Below are 14,755 nucleotides of genomic sequence, written 5' to 3' on the forward strand. Positions count from 1 at the left end.
ATTTAGATTAGAGGTGAATCTTATGGCCAACCAAATAGACGAATCAAAACCCATAAGCGACCTTGAAATCATGCGTCACTCCGCCGCCCATATTATGGCTGAAGCGGTCTTGTCCATGTTTCCTGAGGCCAAGCTTGGCATAGGGCCGGCTATTGATACCGGTTTCTACTATGATTTTGACCTGCCACGCACCCTCACTCCCGAAGACCTGCCGGAAATAGAAACCCGAATGAACCAGCTGGTTAAATCTAATCTCCCTTTCAGACGTGAAGAAATGTCCAAGGACGAAGCCCGAAAACTCTTTGCCAACCAGCCGTATAAACTGGAACTGCTAAATGATATAACTGATGAGACCGTAAGTATTTACCGACAGGGTAATTTTTGCGACCTTTGCCGCGGGCCTCACGTCAACTACACCAGCAAGGTCAAGGCCTTTAAGCTTTTGTCTATTGCCGGTGCATATTGGAGAGGTGACGAAAAACGCCCCATGTTGCAGCGTATATACGGGGCAGCCTTTCTGGACAAGGCCTCTCTGGCCGAATATTTGAATATGCTTGAAGAAGCCGCTAAACGCGACCACCGCAAATTGGGCAAAGAACTGGAACTGTTTTCACTTCACCAGGAGATAGGTGGAGGTTTGGTAAACTGGCTGCCAAACGGTGCCATAGTGCGCCATCTCATTGAAGAGTTCTGGAAGAAAGAACACCTGAAACGGGGTTATGACCTGGTCTATACACCCCATATAGCCAAAGTAGACCTCTGGAAGACAAGCGGCCACTGGGGTTTTTACCGTGAGAATATGTACAGCCCGATGGATATTGACGGCGAAGAGTATGTACTTAAACCGATGAACTGCGTTTATCATATACTCATGTTCAAAAACCGCACCCGCTCATATAAAGAACTGCCTATCCGCATGGCTGAACTGGGTACTGTTTACCGCTATGAACGTTCCGGTGTGCTGCACGGACTTTCAAGAGTACGCGGATTTACTCAGGATGATGCCCATATTTTCTGTTTGTATGATCAACTGGAAAAAGAAGTTGTAAAAGTGCTGGATCTGGCTAAATTCATGATTGATACATTTGGTTTTACCAAATACAAGGTTATGCTTTCCACCCGCCCCGAAAAATACGTAGGCGAGCTGGATAAATGGGAATATGCCACTGATATTTTGGCAAAAGCGCTGGAAGCCAACCAGATTCCTTATCAGGTAGACCCCGGAGAGGGTGTCTTCTATGGCCCAAAGATTGACATAAAGTTTGAAGATGCACTAGGACGTGCATGGCAAGGCCCAACTATTCAGGTGGATTTCCAGCTACCCGAACGTTTTGATGTAAGCGTAGTAGGCGAAGATGGCAAAGACCAACCGGTTGCCATGGTGCACCGCACAGTACTAGGCAGTATGGAACGGTTCATGTCCTGTTTGACTGAACAATATGGCGGGGCTTTCCCTGCATGGTTATCACCAAAGCAGGTTATGGTAATACCAATTGCAGATCGCCATACCGAATTTGCCGAAAAGCTGGCTTGCGAACTGAGGGAAGAAGAAGTAAGGGTAGAGGTAGACAGCCGCTCTGAGACCATGAACCAGAAAATCCGTCAGGCCCAGCTTGCCAAGATACCATATATGCTGGTAGTTGGAGACAAAGAGATTGAAACCCAAAGTGTAGCCGTAAGAACCCGCACCGGCAGCCAACAGGTAATGCCATTTGCAGAGTTTAAATCTATGCTCCTTGCTAAAATAAAAACCAAGTCAACTGAGATTTGATTACCTAGCTGAACTATGGTATATTTTGCCAGAATAGACACTTGTCCGTTAAGGAGGTAGCCAGGAATATTTAAGGAACTTCGCATCAATAATCAAATAACTGCCCGGGAATGTCGCCTTGTAGGTGACAAAGGTGAACAGTTAGGAATTTTGCCAATTTTACAGGCCCGGGAACAGGCCAGGAAAATCAATCTTGATTTGGTTGAAGTTGCTCCTACAGCGGTACCCCCCGTGTGCCGTTTGATGGATTACGGTAAATACCGCTTTGAACAAACCAAGAAGGACCGTGAGGCTAAGAGAACGCAGAAGGTATCCCTGTTAAAAGAGATACGTGTGCGTCCCAAAATTGGTGAGCATGATTTTGATGCTAAAGCCCGATCCGCCCGCAAACAACTTGAAAGCGGAGATAAAGTAAAGCTAACTGTTATGTTCCGGGGACGGGAAATAACCCACGCTGAACTGGGGCTGAGGTTACTTAAGAAAATGGCTGATTCGTTAACTGATATTGCAACTATAGAAGGACAACCTTCGTTACTCGGATCCAGAATGCATTTAACACTTTTGCCTAAGGCAGCTATCAAAGTGTCTAAGGTAAAGGAAGGACAGGAAACCGCGAATGCCTAAAATGAAACCCAGAAAGACCGCTGCAAAGCGCTTTCATGTAACCGGTACCGGCAAAATTATGCGCAGCAAGGGCATGAAAAGCCACCTGCGCCGTAATAAATCAGCCAGAGTACTCCGTCAGTTTGACGAAATGTCTCAGGTAGCCGGAGTGGACAGGGCTCGTATTCAGAAATTAATTCCGTATGGTGTAAGCTAACTAGGGAGGGGTATTACATTGGCACGTATTAAAGGTGGCTTAGCCACACATAAAAGACATAAGAAGGTACTGGCCTTAACAAAGGGCCACGCTTCAACCAGACATTCGCTGTTCAAGCGGGCACATGAGTCCATGGTTCATGCCATGAGCTATGCTTTTGCCCACAGACGAGCACGCAAAGGTGATATGCGCAGGCTTTGGATTACCCGTATCAATGCGGCTGCCAGGGCTGAAGGGCTTACTTATGGTGAGCTTATATCAGGGCTTAAGGTTGCCGGTATTGATATAAACCGTAAAGTTTTAGCCGATATGGCCATATCAGACACTGTTGCTTTCGCCGCTGTGGCTGCCAAAGCCGCTGCTGCTAAAGCTAACTAAGCCTAAACCACCCAAATGGATAATTGACCGCTGTCGAAAAACAGCGGTTTTTCCATTTATTAAATTGACATACCCCATCTGCCATTTTACAATTGCATTAAGGGAGTGTGCCTTGAACAAAGAGCGGGCTTTTTACAAAGCCGTTAGCCGGTCAATCCAAAGTCTAAACACCCCGGCTGAACTTAAGGCAAAGCTGGAAGGGATTATCCGTCTGGCGGCACGGGCCAGTCATTGTGCCGTATCACTACTGCTTATAGATACGGCAGGACAAAAACTTTCCCACAATATCTCCTTCGGTCTGCCCCAGTTTTATATCCACAAAGGCGTTCTTTCAGCCGCAGACAGCATAGGAGAAACGGTAAACATTCAAACTACAGCCATAACCGATGTCCAAAATGACCACCGTATCCAGTTCCCGCAGATGGCTTTAAAAGCCGGATTTTCTTCTATCTTGGGTAGTCCTATTATTTATCGGGAAAAAGTTATCGGCAGTATAAGGTTTTACTGCAAAGATTTTTACGAATTCAGCCAGCAGGATATAACTTTTGCTGAAAATATGGCACGTATAATCTCTTTGGCTTTTTGTACATTGCCGACAACCACAGCACCTGTGGATAACACTGCCTCAATGCCAGCTTCAAACCTGAAAACCGCCCAAAATATCACCTTTGCCCACCAGAGCGAGACTGAATTTGCCCGTTTACTGGATTTCTATAATATAGAGTGGATATATGAACCCCGTTCTTTCCCGCTGGATTGGGAAGGTGAACTGGTTACTGAAATGTTTACCCCTGATTTTTATCTGCCGGGGTTGGACATGTATATAGAGCTGACCACTTTGAAGCAAAGTCTGGTTACTACCAAAAACCATAAACTCAAAATGCTAAGAGAGCTTTACCCTGATATAAAAATAAGCCTGTTATATAAAAATGATTATGCACGTCTGTTATCCAAGTACGGGTGCGGCCCATTGGCTCAGACCAGAGCTCACGGCATAGACAGGGTGCTTTATACCGCCGGGGATATCGCCGAGAGAGTGGCCAGCTTGGCACGCCAAATATCTGATGATTACCCGGATAACCGCCCCATACTTATCGGGGTGCAAAGGGGATTTATCTGCTTTATGGCAGACCTAATACGCCAGATAGCTATTCCGCTGGATATAGATTTCATGACCATATCCTATTACAGCGGCAGCAATGCATCTATGGTACGCATCACCAAGGACATGGATCTGGAGGTAGCTGGCAGAGATGTGCTGCTTGTTGAAGACATTGTGGATACAGGCATAACCCTGAACTATCTGTTAAACCATCTCAGGTCTAAAAATCCTGCCAGCCTCAAGGTTTGCACCCTTCTTGACCGCAAGGTAAGACGACTTATTGACATAAATATTGACTATGTAGGTTTTGAACTGCCGGATGAATTTGTGGTAGGGTATGGGCTGGATTACCATGAGGAATACAGGAATCTTCCGTTTATAGGCATACCCGGTATAAAACAGAACCCCTGATTTTAAACCCTGATAAAATAGTTGCCCCAAGTAGCCTATGCATTCGGGACGTTTTAACCTTGGAGCTCCCTTTCGGTTTCTACCTACCCAGTTCCTGGACAATCTTCAGAGAGGGCTCTTTAGATTACCTAGCTCCGTATTTTGGTAGAACTTACTAAGGTTATCTGGGTCAGTTTCCGTCGCCATTGCTTCGGTCACTTGGGACAGTTTTAATATGCCACACCCGCTGATACACCAGCAACCGTATTTAAAACTATCCACACCTGTGTAAATGAAAAGGGCGCTCTCATACACCCTTAATTAGTTTAGTATTCGCAAATCTATTAAATATTTGACATATATGACGCTTGGAACAGGGGAAATATTTTTATAGCAGCAGGAGGAAAAACCAAGTGGCGTCCCCGGAGAGATTCGAACTCTCGGCCCACTACTTAGAAGGCAGTTGCTCTATCCAGCTGAGCTACGGGGACACGACAAAATGCTACCATTTTACAGCTTTTAAGGTCAAGTTAAAGAGGTCGGTTTTTTGAGTGTATTATGCGGTAAACCCCGATACCACCCAGCACTCCTCCCGCAAGTATAGCTCCGAACCAGCCCAGCAAACACAAAGAGGTCACTATTACCCCTGCAATAGCCACCCCCAGACTGATATAAATCAAAGCCTCTTTGTAGTTAAGACCCAGTACTACTGCCACCAATGAGCCTGTCCAAGCACCGGTAACGGGCAGTGGTACAGCCACCAACATCATAAGCCCGATGCGTTTATACTTTTCAACCGGAGTGCTTCTTCTTTGACCCAAAGCATAAATCCACCGGGTAAAACCACGCATAAAACTGAAACGCTCAAGCAGGTTTAATACTTTTTCCAGCAAAACTAATATAACTGGTATTGGCAATAGATTACCTGCCAGTGCAATCAAGTACGCCCAATACCATGGTATACCAAGCACATTTATAGCCAGCGGCAAAGCCCCGCGTAACTCAGAAACAGGCAGAACTGCTGCCAGGAAAACCAGCAACTCCGGTGGTAACCCCAAGCCAAGCCAAAATTCTGATGACAAGTCCTTTTTATAACCTCTTTTGGCATTTTATATGCCTATTGTCCCCAAAACTCTAGCAAATACTGCTAGGATAGTCAACATTTTCTAGCTTGACTAGTATGAACACAACTGTTACTATAATTTGAATACAGGATTGGAAATTTCTATTCTGCACAACTTGGAAATGTCAAAACTGCTAGACACAATAAATAGTCCCTCAGACCTGAAAAAGCTTTCTCTGGACGAACTAAGAGAGCTGGCTGTCCAAATCCGCGAAGAGCTCGTTAACCGAGTGACTTTAAACGGGGGACATTTAGCCTCAAGCTTAGGCGTCGTTGAGCTTACGATTGCGTTGCATCGCGTTTTTGAAAGCCCCAAAGATAAAATAATCTGGGATGTGGGCCATCAGTCTTATGCCCACAAGCTTTTAACCGGCCGCCGCGAACAATTTGCCACGCTTCGCCAGCATGGCGGATTATCTGGTTTTACCTGCCGTGATGAAAGCCCGCACGACCCGTTCGGGGCAGGCCACGCCAGCACCTCCATCTCAGCCGGACTGGGCATGGCTGTAGCCCGTGATTTGGCCAAAGAAGATTACAGCGTTATTTCAGTAATCGGAGACGGAGCCATTTCCGGCGGCATGTCTTTTGAGGCTATCAATAATGCCGGACATTTACACACCAAGTTTATAGTTATTCTTAATGACAACGGCATGGCCATATCTCCTTCTACCGGGGCTTTATCCAAGTTTTTAAATAATGTCCGCTTTGATCCGCGTTTTGAATTTGCCAAACGGAATGCCAAGCAAACCATAACTAATATGCCTTTCGGCAAAGCTGTTTGGGCTTTTACTAAAAGCATTAAACGCAAATTTGAAAAATCCATGCTACCTGGCAGTCTCTGGGAAGAATTGGGCTTTATTTACCTGGGGCCGGTGGATGGGCATAATATACGCGAACTTGAGGCGGCACTTAAACGCGCCAAAGACTTTGAATCCAAGCCGGTACTTATCCATATGATTACAAAAAAGGGCAAAGGCTATGATGATGCTGAAGCTGACGCTGTAAAATATCACGGAATCTCGCCCAAATCCGGCGGGTTGAAGAGTAGTCATGGGCTTTCCTATAGCCAGGTATTCGGTCAAACTTTACATAAAATTATGTCCCAAAACCCGCAGGTAGTAGCCATAACTGCCGCCATGACAGATGGCTGCGGGCTGGGTGAAATTGCCGCAGCTTTCCCTGACAGGGTATTTGATGTGGGCATTTGCGAACAGCATGCCGTCACTTTTGCAGCCGGAATGGCTACCCAGGGTTATATACCCGTAGTAGTTATTTATTCTACTTTCCTCCAGCGCGGTTTTGACCAGATAATCCATGACGTCTGTTTGCAAAAACTGCCGGTAGTATTTGCGATTGATAGGGGCGGCATTGTAGGAGATGACGGTAAAACCCATCAGGGTATTTTTGACCTATCCTTCATGTCTTTGATACCTGATATGGTTGTATCCGCACCATCTGATGAAAATGACCTGCAACATCTGATATATACCGCTGTCAATTCGGGTAAACCTTTTGCTCTTCGCTATCCCAGAGGATTTGGCGAAGGGGTTGAAATAGAAAGTAGTTTACATAATATACCAATAGGTCAAAATGAAATCCTGGTCAATGGCAGTGACGTAGCTATTTTAGCCACCGGTAAAAGCGTAGCTTTTGCCAAAGACGCCCTGGAAATACTGACCGAAAGCGGTATTAAACCCACTTTAGTAAATAACCGCTATATCAGCCCACTGGACAGCGAACTTGTTTTAAAAATAGCCCAAAGCCATAAGTACCTCGTTACAGTTGAGGAAAACGTAATCTCCGGAGGCTTGGGGAGCCGAATAAACACTCTCCTTGCTGAAGCCGGATTGGTGAATAAAATCAAGATTGCCAATATTGGCATACCGGATAAATTTGTTGAACACGGTAACCAAAGCCTGCTTCGTGCCAAATACGGATTAGACGGAAAAGGTATAGCCCAAAGAGTATTATCTCTGGTAGGCAATCCCAATGAAATGAAACACCCTCAAATAATTTGCCCATAGGAAAACCAACTACTGAAAATTATTAACCGCTATAACCCGAAACCATCTTAAGGAAGGTTGGTGTCGGTTATGAATAATAAGACCTTTTCAGGAGCGTTCATGGAAAACTTAACAATCAGAGATTTAAATTTCTCTGGTAAAAAAGCTCTGGTGAGAGTGGACTTTAACGTCCCCATAAATGAAGAAACCGGTACTATCAATGATGATAGCCGCATACGGGCGGCAATTCCTACCATTGATTATCTGCTGGACCACCAGGCCAAAGTTATTTTATGCAGCCACTTGGGAAGGCCAGATGGTATGATAGTTGAAAGCATGCGCCTTGCCCCGGTGGCGAAACGCCTATCTGAAATACTCAGACAGGAAGTATTTACAGCCTCTGATTGCATCGGAGATGAGGTAGCAGCCAAGGTAGATGCGCTGGAAGACAGCCAGGTTCTATTGCTGGAAAATCTGCGTTTCCACCCTGAGGAAGAAGCCAATGACCCTATATTTGCTAAAAAACTGGCAGATCTGGCTGATATATATGTAGATGATGCTTTTGGTACTGCCCACCGCAAACATGCATCTATTGTAGGGGTTGCCAAATACCTGCCGGCTGTGGCAGGCTTGCTCCTTGAAAAAGAACTTAATGCTCTGGGGAAAGTACTTGAACATCCTCCCAGACCGTTTATGATATTGCTGGGCGGTGCCAAGGTAAGTGACAAGGTAGGCATGCTGGAAAACGTAATGGATAAGGTGGATACCATTCTTATTGGCGGAGGCATGGCAGCCACTTTCCTAAAGGCTCAGGGACTTGAGATAGGTGATTCGCTTATTGATGATAGTCTGGATACCGCCAAAATGCTTATGGACAAAGCAAAGTCAAAAAATGTTAAAATTATTTTGCCGGATGACGTGCTGGTTACATTTGATAAAATAGGCCCTGAGGCCAGAGCAGAAAATGTGAGTGTTGAAAATATACCTCACACAGCCAAGATTGTAGATATTGGTCTTCTTACGATTACCCATTTTACCAAGCATCTTGAGAAATGCAAGACAGTCTTCTGGAACGGTCCTATGGGCATTTATGAAATACCCCAATTTTCAGAGGGTACACGGGCAATGGTAAATACTATGACCCGTCTTCATGCCACTACCATTATCGGCGGAGGTTCTACCGCCGAGATTGTAACTGAACTGAATATTGCCAGCAAGATGAGCTTCGTCTCCACCGGTGGCGGAGCTTCACTCAAGTTTCTCAGCGGTGAGAAATTACCTGGCGTAGAGGTGCTTGCAAAGAAAAATGAATAAATTAAATCTTGTCAGCCAGCTTTCACAAACTACTCCCAGCAAGATTGTACTTCTAGTAATAGACGGATTGGGCGGTTTGCCACACCCCGAAAGCGGGCAGACCGAACTTGAGACCGCCCGTACCCCCAATCTGGATGAATTAGCCCGCAAAAGCATCTGCGGTATGGCGAGTCCGGTTGCGGCCGGTATAACCCCCGGCAGTGCCCCCGGCCATCTGGGACTGTTCGGTTATGACCCGGTTGACTGCCTAATAGGGCGTGGTGTATTGGAAGCACTGGGAATAGATTTTGACCTAAAACCGGGAGATGTGGCCACTAGGGGAAACTTCTGTACAGTAGATAAGCAGGGGCTTATTTGTGACCGCCGAGCCGGACGGGTTTCAAGCTTAGTCAGTGCCAAACTTTGTACCCTTCTGGACGGACAGGAGTTTGATGGTATCAGGGTAATCGTAAAACCGGTAAAAGACCACCGTCTGGTAGTTATATTCAGGGGTAGCGGTTTATCTGAAAAGGTTACTGATTCAGACCCCCAAAAACTTGGCGCTGCTCCCGAAGAGGTTAAACCCTTAGCTGAAAATGCCCGGCTTATGGCAAAAGTAGCAAACCGGTTTTTGCAATTCGCAGCTAAAACCCTTAAAGACCATGCCCCGGCCAACATGATACTGCTGCGGGGATTTTCAGAAAAACCCTGCTTTGCCACTATGAACGAAATTTATAAACTTAAGACGGCCGCGATTGCCAGTTACCCCATGTACCGGGGACTTTCAAAAGTGGTAGGCATGGACGTATTGCCTACCGGTTCAATGCTAAGTGATGAAATAGCCACTTATAAGGCTAACTTTGAAAAATACGACTTTTTCTTTCTTCACGTCAAAGCCACAGATGCCGCCGGTGAAGACGGTGACTTTGAACGCAAGGTCAAGGCACTGGAAGAACTGGACCAGATACTACCTGAAATATTGAGTTTAAAACCGGATGTGGTAGCCATAAGCGGTGACCATTCCACCCCGGCTGTTATTCAGGGTCACAGCTGGCATGAAGTACCGGTGCTTATTTATTCGAAATATTGCCGTCCGGACAAGGTCTGCCGGTTTTCGGAAACAGACTGCCTGCAGGGCGGACTAGGGCATATACCAGCCAGTGATATTATGCCGCTAGCCATGGCTAATGCCCTTAAACTTGGCAAATTCGGAGCCTAGGAGCAAGCTTTATGAGGCAGATTATTATTGCCGGAAACTGGAAAATGAATACCACTCTTTCCGAAGCTTGTACACTTGTTCAGAGCATGAAATGCGAACTTGAGCGGATAGAAGGCATTGAGAAAATAATCTGCCCGCCCTTTATATCGCTGTATCCCATAAAAACCATACTGGAAAATAGCAGCATCAAACTGGGTGCTCAAAACCTTTTCTACCAGGAAAAAGGGGCTTATACAGGTGAAATATCCCCTCTGATGCTGAAAGAACTCTGCCAATACGTTATTATAGGCCACTCTGAAAGACGGGCATATTTCGGTGAAACAGGACAGGTGGTCAATCAAAAGATAAAGGCCGCTCTTCAGGCAGGCCTACTCCCGATAGTATGCGTGGGCGAAAAGCCTGAAGAGAATGAAAACGGCCAAACCCGCCAAGTGCTGGAAACCCAGCTAAAAGAGGCTCTGGACGGGCTTAACCTCAGCTGTATCATAATAGCCTACGAACCCATCTGGGCAATCGGCACCGGCAAGGCCGCTACCGCTTCAGAAGCCAACTCTGCCATTGGTTATATCCGCCGGGTGCTTGGTGATACTCTGGGCAATGCCGCAGCCCAAACTTCTCCTATACTATATGGCGGCAGTGTAAATGAAAAAAATATTACCGAAATTCTTTCTCAGACGAATATTGACGGGGCTTTGGTGGGTGGCGCTTCTCTAAAGGCTGAATCTTTTGTAAGCATTTGCCGCCAAGCCGCCGTTATTCAAAATAAGCACTAAAAAGAACTCAGCAAATTCTTCAGCGTTCCTAAATCCTTTTTAAGCCTTACAGGGAGACCAATGAGTATAATTGATAGCACCACCGGTGCAAACGCCTCAAATTCGCCCCTGTCGCCTTTACTGGTCATTCTGGGCAACACCGGCTCAGGTAAAAGCGCTCTGGCTATAAATTTAGCAAAAGTTATCCCTGCCGGCATAATAAATGCGGATAGCCGCCAGATATATTCCCGGATGGATATTGCCACCGCCAAACCCACCCTGTCAGAAATGTTAGAAATACCTCACTATCTTTACAGTTTTATTCAACCTGACCAGCCTTTCAGTCTGGCAGAATACCAGTCACTGGCCTATCAGGCTATAGATAGTCTCCATACCCAAAACCGTTTACCTGTATTGGTAGGTGGGAGCGGGCAATACCTGAAAGCCGTGCTTGAGGGTTGGAGTATTCCCCCGGTAGCCCCTGATGAAACCTTTCGTGCCGCTCTATTCGAAAAAGCGGAAAAAGAAGGGGGAAATGTCATTTTTACAGAACTTGAAAAAAAGGACCCGCAGGCCGCTACCCAGATAGACCCCCGCAATATTCGCCGGGTTGTACGGGCACTGGAGGTTATCCACAAAACCGGAGGGAAATTTTCAGGACTTCAAATCAAAAATCCACCGCCGTACAGGGTATTTAAGATAGGTATACATATACCCCGTGAAGAACTTTACCGCACCGTTGACTTGCGGGTAGAAAAAATGTTAGAACAAGGTCTGGAGGCGGAAGTTCGCTCTCTGCTGGAACAAGGCTATAAAGCCAGTTTGCCATCTATGTCAGGCATAGGCTACCGCCAGATAGCCAAATACATTGAGGGCAGTATCAGCCTGACGGAGGCAGTGGAACAGATGAAGTTTGAAACCCACCGCCTTATCCGCCAGCAAAATACCTATTTCCGTCTGACAGATACTAATATACACTGGATAACACTTGAAGAAAGCAGGAGTAACGGAATTATCCAACTAGTCTGTGATTTCCTGGCTGCGGAGAATAAAAATGAAATTCACTAAATTGCAAAGCGTAGGCAATGACTTTGTTCTCTTGGACCCGCAAGGTGAAGAGCAGGATTGGCCAAAACTGGCACTCCATATGTGCCACCGCCACTTTGGTGCCGGTGCTGACGGGCTGATGCTGATTTTGCCTTCCGAGAAAGCAGATTTCCGGATGCGCATTTTCAACGCAGACGGCTCTGAAGCCGAAATCTGCGGCAATGGCTTGCGTTGCCTTATTCATTATATAGCTGTAAACAAACTACTTGGCAACCTAGACGAACTGAGTATTGAAACTCTGGCGGGTATGCGGCACGCCCAGATATTTAAAGACGGACGGATACGCACCACCATGGGCAAACCCATGTTTGAAGCCCACCAGATACCTGTTGCCGCCGAACCAGATCCAAAGCACTATAACGGACAGCTTATTTCTGATTTTCCTTTAAATATAAATAACCGACGGGTGCTTGTTTCACTGGTATCTATGGGTAATCCGCATGCTATCCATTTTTGCACCAAACCGGTTGAAGAATTCCCTCTGGGTGAAGTGGGCTCACAGGTGGAAATCCATAAAGCTTTCCCAAAACGTACCAATTTTGAAGTTGCAAATATTCTTGATACCGAGCATATAAAAGTGCGGGTTTGGGAACGAGGGGTAGGGGAGACGCTGGGTTGCGGTAGCGGTGCATCTGCAGTGGCGGTTGCCGCCCAGATACTGGGATATGTCGGTAAATTCGTTTACATAAAGTTACCGGGCGGAACACTTGGCGTTGAATGGGACGGCCATGATGATGTCTATCTGACCGGAAAAGCTGAAATTATATATACGGGAGAATGGTTGAAAGATGAAATTATCTAAACGAATTGAGAATCTGCCGCCGTATCTTTTTGTCCAGATAAGCAAAAAGATAGCTGAAAAACGCGCCAAAGGAGAGGAAATAATCAGTTTTGCCATTGGCGATCCTGATTTACCCACCCCGAAACACATCTTGGCGGAACTTTGCAAAGCGGCCGAAGATCCATCTAACCACCGTTACCCTGAAACCGAGGGGCTGCCAGTACTACGTAAAGCTATGGCGGAATGGTATCAAAAACGTTTCGGAGTAAAACTAAACCCGGACACCGAGGTTTTACCCTTGATAGGTTCTAAAGAGGGTATAGGGCACGCCGCCTGGTGTTTCCTTGACCCCGGGGATATTGCGCTGGTGCCAAACCCTGCCTATCCGGTTTATGCCATCAGCAGTCAGCTGGCAGGCGCAGAGGTATTTAACCTGCCGCTAAACAAGGGGAATAACTTCCTGCCTAACCTGGAAGCCATACCGCAAAATATCCTTTCAAAGGCCAAAGTTCTCTGGATAAACTATCCCAACAATCCGACCGGAGCCGTAGCTGGCCTAAGTTTTTTTCAAGAAGTAGCTAATTTTGCCGCCAAACACAACTTGGCAGTTTGCCATGACGGACCTTACTCTGAAATAGCTTTTGACGGCTACAAACCTGTCAGTTTCCTTGAGGCTGACGGTGCCAAAGATGTAGGGATTGAGTTTCATTCCCTCTCCAAGAGTTATAATATGACTGGCTGGCGGATAGGCATGGCCGTTGGCAATGCCAAAATGATAGATGCCTTGAGACGTTTCAAATCCAACCTTGATTCAGGCATACCTCAAGCTATCCAGCTGATGGCTATTGCGGCTTTGAACGGTTCACAAGAAATTATAAACCAGAATTGTGCCATATATCAGCGCCGTCGTGACCGCCTGGTAGAAGCACTACGCAATATAGGCATGGAGGTTACAGCCCCCAAAGCCAGTTTATACATCTGGGCACCTGTACCTGAAAGCTATACCTCAGCCAGCTTTGCTACAGAACTGCTGGATAAAACCGGCGTAGTCGTCACCCCCGGTACAGGCTATGGGACTGCCGGCGAAGGCTATATAAGGTTATCATTGACTGTACCTGATGAACAGATTGAAAAGGGTATTGCCAAACTGGCTGGCTATAAAAAATCGTCTTAGACAAGTCTTCTTTAGCTAGTTTTAGGGGGTTCACGTAAGGAGTTCAAAGATTTCACGGCGTGAACCCTTTTGATATATCGCTTCGACAATCAGCCAATATCAGGTAGGGGGTTATTTCAATAGCTTCGTGGGAATAGCCAGCCTAAGGTCCCCTAAATTTTAAATTAAAACATTTTCGGCTGTGTAAATCCCGAACCGCAACTGCGGCAAATCCAACTATTTATTAAATATCTGTAATATATTCTTTACTCCGTTTATTATGTTAAGTCCATGTTTCATTCGTATATATTACATAACATATATAGTGCGAACCACTATAAAGCTTATTTTACGGATACTGCTACGGCTACTACAATCACTGGTAATTTTGATTTATAAGAGTGTAATATATTTTAGACTTTTATCAACAAAATATATGCGACCAATTAGATAAATGTATATGCTGTGATAAAACCCTTAGCCCCCTATCCTAAATCCCGCTTAAACAAACATGACCTACAATCTAGTCATGTTTGATGATTTTAATTAATTAAGGGGTAACAAAGGGTACAATATACTAAAGGGATTGCATTGCTTGCCCCATAAAAAGCCCTAGATTTGGATTCTACGGGCTGTCTTTTTCTACGTTTAAATAGCGGTATTTCTCTCTATATCCTGCTTGACCAGGTTATTCAGCCTGTTTAAAGCCTTGCTTTCCTCTTCATCAATAGCCGCTAAATCATAATAAAAATAATAGTTTTCACAGGCACCTTTTCTAGCTAATAATTCCCGCCGGCGGCTAAGCCCTAGGGCTAATTCATCAAAACAGGACATAATATTGCCGGCCAATTCATTTTCCATTT

The 14,755-nt window shown here is 45.7% G+C and carries 14 protein-coding genes and 1 tRNA gene; 12 read left to right on the forward strand and 3 right to left on the reverse strand.

Translation table 11 applies throughout. The features are described from left to right. The first annotated feature begins 22 nt into the window (after positions 1-22). The 5 genes from thrS to hpt all read left to right on the forward strand — a co-directional run bounded on the left by thrS (position 23) and on the right by hpt (position 4,482). Entirely contained in the window at positions 23-1,771 is a 1,749-nt protein-coding gene (gene thrS, locus WC259_RS00425; RefSeq protein ID WP_061977229.1) for a threonine--tRNA ligase, read from the forward strand. Between the two features lie 84 nt (positions 1,772-1,855). Continuing rightward, positions 1,856-2,395, forward strand: a complete 540-nt coding sequence (gene infC / locus WC259_RS00430) for a translation initiation factor IF-3 (protein WP_326923831.1) — start codon at positions 1,856-1,858, stop codon at positions 2,393-2,395. Next, complete coding sequence (gene rpmI, locus WC259_RS00435) at positions 2,388-2,591, forward strand: 50S ribosomal protein L35 (RefSeq protein WP_372642748.1); 204 nt, start codon at positions 2,388-2,390, stop codon at positions 2,589-2,591. The genes infC and rpmI overlap by 8 nt, the downstream gene beginning before the upstream one ends. An 18-nt stretch (positions 2,592-2,609) precedes the next feature. Then, positions 2,610-2,969, forward strand: a complete 360-nt coding sequence (rplT, locus tag WC259_RS00440; RefSeq protein WP_011309236.1) for a 50S ribosomal protein L20 — start codon at positions 2,610-2,612, stop codon at positions 2,967-2,969. Positions 2,970-3,081: 112 nt separating this feature from the next. Beyond that, positions 3,082-4,482 (forward strand): hypoxanthine phosphoribosyltransferase, encoded by a 1,401-nt coding sequence (gene hpt / locus WC259_RS00445; protein ID WP_372642752.1) that lies wholly within the window; start codon positions 3,082-3,084, stop codon positions 4,480-4,482. A gap of 393 nt (positions 4,483-4,875) precedes the next feature. Here the strand turns inward: hpt and WC259_RS00450 are convergent. Both WC259_RS00450 and WC259_RS00455 read right to left on the reverse strand, forming a co-directional pair. Beyond that, a tRNA-Arg gene (locus WC259_RS00450) sits at positions 4,876-4,952 on the reverse strand. A 39-nt stretch (positions 4,953-4,991) separates the two neighbouring features. Continuing rightward, entirely contained in the window at positions 4,992-5,543 is a 552-nt protein-coding gene (locus WC259_RS00455) for a small multi-drug export protein (RefSeq protein ID WP_012984289.1), read from the reverse strand. Between the two features lie 163 nt (positions 5,544-5,706). On the opposite strand from WC259_RS00455, the gene dxs reads away from it, so the two are divergent. From dxs to WC259_RS00490, 7 genes are all read left to right on the forward strand, one after another. After that, positions 5,707-7,608, forward strand: a complete 1,902-nt coding sequence (gene dxs, locus WC259_RS00460; RefSeq protein WP_061977618.1) for a 1-deoxy-D-xylulose-5-phosphate synthase — start codon at positions 5,707-5,709, stop codon at positions 7,606-7,608. A gap of 99 nt (positions 7,609-7,707) precedes the next feature. Beyond that, positions 7,708-8,901, forward strand: coding sequence for a phosphoglycerate kinase (gene pgk / locus WC259_RS00465; RefSeq protein WP_011309231.1), 1,194 nt, complete (start codon positions 7,708-7,710; stop codon positions 8,899-8,901). Further along, positions 8,894-10,099 carry a 2,3-bisphosphoglycerate-independent phosphoglycerate mutase gene (locus tag WC259_RS00470; RefSeq protein ID WP_011309230.1) on the forward strand — a complete coding sequence of 402 codons (1,206 nt, stop codon included), beginning with the start codon at positions 8,894-8,896 and terminating at the stop codon, positions 10,097-10,099. The genes pgk and WC259_RS00470 overlap by 8 nt, the downstream gene beginning before the upstream one ends. Before the next feature lie 11 nt (positions 10,100-10,110). Beyond that, the gene (gene tpiA, locus WC259_RS00475; RefSeq protein WP_011309229.1) at positions 10,111-10,872 is read left to right on the forward strand and encodes a triose-phosphate isomerase; all 762 of its coding nucleotides are present in this window, start codon (positions 10,111-10,113) and stop codon (positions 10,870-10,872) included. Between the two features lie 60 nt (positions 10,873-10,932). After that, on the forward strand, positions 10,933-11,919 hold the full coding sequence (gene miaA / locus WC259_RS00480; protein WP_015407681.1) for a tRNA (adenosine(37)-N6)-dimethylallyltransferase MiaA: 987 nt from the start codon (positions 10,933-10,935) through the stop codon (positions 11,917-11,919). Then, the gene (gene dapF / locus WC259_RS00485) at positions 11,906-12,760 is read left to right on the forward strand and encodes a diaminopimelate epimerase (RefSeq protein ID WP_011929008.1); all 855 of its coding nucleotides are present in this window, start codon (positions 11,906-11,908) and stop codon (positions 12,758-12,760) included. Before miaA ends, dapF begins: the two co-directional genes overlap by 14 nt. Continuing rightward, entirely contained in the window at positions 12,747-13,913 is a 1,167-nt protein-coding gene (locus WC259_RS00490) for an LL-diaminopimelate aminotransferase (protein ID WP_015407033.1), read from the forward strand. The genes dapF and WC259_RS00490 overlap by 14 nt, the downstream gene beginning before the upstream one ends. Positions 13,914-14,540: 627 nt before the next feature. Here WC259_RS00490 and WC259_RS00495 read toward each other — a convergent pair. Beyond that, positions 14,541-14,753, reverse strand: coding sequence for a hypothetical protein (locus tag WC259_RS00495; protein WP_011309206.1), 213 nt, complete (start codon positions 14,751-14,753; stop codon positions 14,541-14,543). Positions 14,754-14,755: the final 2 nt, after the last annotated feature.

This window comes from Dehalococcoides sp. (genome assembly GCF_041654235.1).
Classification (GTDB): domain Bacteria; phylum Chloroflexota; class Dehalococcoidia; order Dehalococcoidales; family Dehalococcoidaceae; genus Dehalococcoides; species Dehalococcoides mccartyi_B.